Here is a 5,357-nt window from a genome sequence, read left to right as displayed (position 1 = left end):
CGAAAGCCTCAGCCAAACGCTCTTTAACAAGTTGAATCAAGCAATTCGTGTGGGTGCTTGTGATGTAAGACTGATGATCGACTGATTATCAGCAGCGCAAGTAACACTCGTGAATTCGAGAGTTTTAGCTCTTTAAATAGAGCATGCGATTGCTGAGCCAAGTTTAGGGTTTTCTCAAAACCCAAGCAGTATTGAACTGAAGAGTTTGATCATGGCTCAGATTGAACGCTGGCGGCAGGCCTAACACATGCAAGTCGAGCGGATGATGGGAGCTTGCTCCCGGATTCAGCGGCGGACGGGTGAGTAATGCCTAGGAATCTGCCTGGTAGTGGGGGACAACGTTTCGAAAGGAACGCTAATACCGCATACGTCCTACGGGAGAAAGCAGGGGACCTTCGGGCCTTGCGCTATCAGATGAGCCTAGGTCGGATTAGCTAGTTGGTGGGGTAAAGGCCTACCAAGGCGACGATCCGTAACTGGTCTGAGAGGATGATCAGTCACACTGGAACTGAGACACGGTCCAGACTCCTACGGGAGGCAGCAGTGGGGAATATTGGACAATGGGCGAAAGCCTGATCCAGCCATGCCGCGTGTGTGAAGAAGGTCTTCGGATTGTAAAGCACTTTAAGTTGGGAGGAAGGGCAGTAAGTTAATACCTTGCTGTTTTGACGTTACCAACAGAATAAGCACCGGCTAACTTCGTGCCAGCAGCCGCGGTAATACGAAGGGTGCAAGCGTTAATCGGAATTACTGGGCGTAAAGCGCGCGTAGGTGGTTTGGTAAGATGGATGTGAAATCCCCGGGCTCAACCTGGGAACTGCATCCATAACTGCCTGACTAGAGTACGGTAGAGGGTGGTGGAATTTCCTGTGTAGCGGTGAAATGCGTAGATATAGGAAGGAACACCAGTGGCGAAGGCGACCACCTGGACTGATACTGACACTGAGGTGCGAAAGCGTGGGGAGCAAACAGGATTAGATACCCTGGTAGTCCACGCCGTAAACGATGTCGACTAGCCGTTGGGATCCTTGAGATCTTAGTGGCGCAGCTAACGCGATAAGTCGACCGCCTGGGGAGTACGGCCGCAAGGTTAAAACTCAAATGAATTGACGGGGGCCCGCACAAGCGGTGGAGCATGTGGTTTAATTCGAAGCAACGCGAAGAACCTTACCTGGCCTTGACATGTCCGGAACCTTGCAGAGATGCGAGGGTGCCTTCGGGAATCGGAACACAGGTGCTGCATGGCTGTCGTCAGCTCGTGTCGTGAGATGTTGGGTTAAGTCCCGTAACGAGCGCAACCCTTGTCCTTAGTTACCAGCACGTTATGGTGGGCACTCTAAGGAGACTGCCGGTGACAAACCGGAGGAAGGTGGGGATGACGTCAAGTCATCATGGCCCTTACGGCCAGGGCTACACACGTGCTACAATGGTCGGTACAGAGGGTTGCCAAGCCGCGAGGTGGAGCTAATCCCATAAAACCGATCGTAGTCCGGATCGCAGTCTGCAACTCGACTGCGTGAAGTCGGAATCGCTAGTAATCGTGAATCAGAATGTCACGGTGAATACGTTCCCGGGCCTTGTACACACCGCCCGTCACACCATGGGAGTGGGTTGCTCCAGAAGTAGCTAGTCTAACCGCAAGGGGGACGGTTACCACGGAGTGATTCATGACTGGGGTGAAGTCGTAACAAGGTAGCCGTAGGGGAACCTGCGGCTGGATCACCTCCTTAATCGAAGATCTCAGCTTCTTCATAAGCTCCCACACGAATTGCTTGATTCACTGGTTAGACGATTGGGTCTGTAGCTCAGTTGGTTAGAGCGCACCCCTGATAAGGGTGAGGTCGGCAGTTCGAATCTGCCCAGACCCACCAATTGTTGTGGTGTGCTGCTGATCCGATGGGGCCATAGCTCAGCTGGGAGAGCGCCTGCTTTGCACGCAGGAGGTCAGGAGTTCGATCCTCCTTGGCTCCACCATTAATCGTCGAAAGCTCAGACATGAATGTTCAGGTTGAACGAACATTGATGTCTGGTCTTTGTGCCAGAACCGTTCTTTAAAAATTTGGGTATGTGATAGAAGTAGACTGAATAATCTCTTTCACTGGTGATTATTCAAGTCAAGGTAAAATTTGCGAGTTCAAGCGCGAATTTTCGGCGAATGTCGTCTTCACGTTCGAGACAATAACCAGATTGCTTGGGGTTATATGGTCAAGTGAAGAAGCGCATACGGTGGATGCCTTGGCAGTCAGAGGCGATGAAAGACGTGGTAGCCTGCGATAAGCTTCGGGGAGTCGGCAAACAGACTTTGATCCGGAGATCTCTGAATGGGGAAACCCACCTAGCATAAGCTGGGTATCTTGCACTGAATACATAGGTGTAAGAGGCGAACCAGGGGAACTGAAACATCTAAGTACCCTGAGGAAAAGAAATCAACCGAGATTCCCTTAGTAGTGGCGAGCGAACGGGGATTAGCCCTTAAGCTTCTTTGAATCTAACAGAACGCTCTGGAAAGTGCGGCCATAGTGGGTGATAGCCCCGTATGTGAAAGGTTCTTTGAAGTGAAATCGAGTAGGACGGAGCACGAGAAACTTTGTCTGAATATGGGGGGACCATCCTCCAAGGCTAAATACTACTGACTGACCGATAGTGAACCAGTACCGTGAGGGAAAGGCGAAAAGAACCCCGGAGAGGGGAGTGAAATAGAACCTGAAACCGTATGCGTACAAGCAGTGGGAGCCTACTTTGTTAGGTGACTGCGTACCTTTTGTATAATGGGTCAGCGACTTATATTCAGTGGCGAGCTTAACCGTATAGGGAAGGCGTAGCGAAAGCGAGTCTTAATAGGGCGTTTTAGTCGCTGGGTATAGACCCGAAACCGGGCGATCTATCCATGAGCAGGTTGAAGGTTAGGTAACACTGACTGGAGGACCGAACCCACTCCCGTTGAAAAGGTAGGGGATGACTTGTGGATCGGAGTGAAAGGCTAATCAAGCTCGGAGATAGCTGGTTCTCCTCGAAAGCTATTTAGGTAGCGCCTCACGTATCACTCCAGGGGGTAGAGCACTGTTTCGGCTAGGGGGTCATCCCGACTTACCAAACCGATGCAAACTCCGAATACCTGGAAGTGTCAGCGTGGGAGACACACGGCGGGTGCTAACGTCCGTCGTGAAAAGGGAAACAACCCAGACCGTCAGCTAAGGTCCCAAAGTTATGGTTAAGTGGTAAACGATGTGGGAAGGCTTAGACAGCTAGGAGGTTGGCTTAGAAGCAGCCACCCTTTAAAGAAAGCGTAATAGCTCACTAGTCGAGTCGGCCTGCGCGGAAGATGTAACGGGGCTCAAACCATACACCGAAGCTACGGGTGCATCGTAAGATGCGCGGTAGAGGAGCGTTCTGTAAGCCTGTGAAGGTGAGTTGAGAAGCTTGCTGGAGGTATCAGAAGTGCGAATGCTGACATGAGTAACGACAATGGGAGTGAAAAACTCCCACGCCGAAAGACCAAGGGTTCCTGCGCAACGTTAATCGACGCAGGGTTAGTCGGTCCCTAAGGCGAGGCTGAAGAGCGTAGTCGATGGGAAACAGGTTAATATTCCTGTACTTCTAGTTACTGCGATGGAGGGACGGAGAAGGCTAGGCCAGCTTGGCGTTGGTTGTCCAAGTTTAAGGTGGTAGGCAGAGATCTTAGGTAAATCCGGGGTCTTAATGCCGAGAGCTGATGACGAGTCATCTTTTAGATGATGAAGTGGTTGATGCCATGCTTCCAGGAAAAGCTTCTAAGCTTCAGGTAACTAGGAACCGTACCCCAAACCGACACAGGTGGTTGGGTAGAGAATACCAAGGCGCTTGAGAGAACTCGGGTGAAGGAACTAGGCAAAATGGCACCGTAACTTCGGGAGAAGGTGCGCCGGCGAGGGTTAAGGATTTACTCCGTAAGCCCATGCCGGTCGAAGATACCAGGCCGCTGCGACTGTTTATTAAAAACACAGCACTCTGCAAACACGAAAGTGGACGTATAGGGTGTGACGCCTGCCCGGTGCCGGAAGGTTAATTGATGGGGTTAGCGAAAGCGAAGCTCTTGATCGAAGCCCCGGTAAACGGCGGCCGTAACTATAACGGTCCTAAGGTAGCGAAATTCCTTGTCGGGTAAGTTCCGACCTGCACGAATGGCGTAACGATGGCGGCGCTGTCTCCACCCGAGACTCAGTGAAATTGAAATCGCTGTGAAGATGCAGTGTATCCGCGGCTAGACGGAAAGACCCCGTGAACCTTTACTGTAGCTTTGCACTGGACTTTGAGCCTGCTTGTGTAGGATAGGTGGGAGGCTTTGAAGCGTGGACGCCAGTCTGCGTGGAGCCATCCTTGAAATACCACCCTGGCATGCTTGAGGTTCTAACTCTGGTCCGTTATCCGGATCGAGGACAGTGTATGGTGGGCAGTTTGACTGGGGCGGTCTCCTCCTAAAGAGTAACGGAGGAGTACGAAGGTGCGCTCAGACCGGTCGGAAATCGGTCGTAGAGTATAAAGGCAAAAGCGCGCTTGACTGCGAGACAGACACGTCGAGCAGGTACGAAAGTAGGTCTTAGTGATCCGGTGGTTCTGTATGGAAGGGCCATCGCTCAACGGATAAAAGGTACTCCGGGGATAACAGGCTGATACCGCCCAAGAGTTCATATCGACGGCGGTGTTTGGCACCTCGATGTCGGCTCATCACATCCTGGGGCTGAAGCCGGTCCCAAGGGTATGGCTGTTCGCCATTTAAAGTGGTACGCGAGCTGGGTTTAGAACGTCGTGAGACAGTTCGGTCCCTATCTGCCGTGGACGTTTGAGATTTGAGAGGGGCTGCTCCTAGTACGAGAGGACCGGAGTGGACGAACCTCTGGTGTTCCGGTTGTCACGCCAGTGGCATTGCCGGGTAGCTATGTTCGGAATAGATAACCGCTGAAAGCATCTAAGCGGGAAACTAGCCTCAAGATGAGATCTCACTGGGAACTTGATTCCCCTGAAGGGCCGTCGAAGACTACGACGTTGATAGGTCGGGTGTGTAAGCGCTGTGAGGCGTTGAGCTAACCGATACTAATTGCCCGTGAGGCTTGACCATATAACACCCAAACAATTTGTGTGTTGTACGGTGAAGACGTAACGAACCGAAAGTTCGTGTGAACCGCAAATTACCTGTCACATACCCGAATCTGGATGAGCGTGTGCACTTGCCACGAGCGTCCATAAAGAATTGCTTGACGACCATAGAGCGTTGGAACCACCTGATCCCATCCCGAACTCAGTAGTGAAACGACGCATCGCCGATGGTAGTGTGGAGTTTCTCCATGTGAGAGTAGGTCATCGTCAAGCTCCTATCCCAA

General features: G+C 51.8%; 2 tRNA genes and 3 rRNA genes. All 5 read left to right on the top strand.

From position 1 onward, the window contains the following. Positions 1-193 precede the first annotated feature (193 nt). The 5 genes from IB274_RS29415 to rrf all read left to right on the top strand — a co-directional run bounded on the left by IB274_RS29415 (position 194) and on the right by rrf (position 5,346). Positions 194-1,730: ribosomal RNA gene (locus IB274_RS29415) — 16S ribosomal RNA — on the top strand. Positions 1,731-1,794: 64 nt separating this feature from the next. Then, a tRNA-Ile gene (locus IB274_RS29410) sits at positions 1,795-1,871 on the top strand. Positions 1,872-1,898: 27 nt separating this feature from the next. Next, positions 1,899-1,974 (top strand) — tRNA-Ala (locus tag IB274_RS29405). A 229-nt stretch (positions 1,975-2,203) separates the two neighbouring features. Further along, positions 2,204-5,095 (top strand): 23S ribosomal RNA (locus IB274_RS29400). A gap of 135 nt (positions 5,096-5,230) precedes the next feature. Continuing rightward, positions 5,231-5,346 (top strand): 5S ribosomal RNA (gene rrf, locus IB274_RS29395). Together the 16S, 23S and 5S rRNA genes with 2 tRNA genes alongside form the textbook arrangement of a ribosomal RNA operon. The last annotated feature ends 11 nt before the right edge of the window (positions 5,347-5,357 follow it).

Origin of the sequence: Pseudomonas sp. PDM18, assembly GCF_014852585.1 — a bacterium.
Lineage (GTDB): Bacteria > Pseudomonadota > Gammaproteobacteria > Pseudomonadales > Pseudomonadaceae > Pseudomonas.
This window is presented reverse-complemented; position numbering and strand designations above follow the sequence as displayed.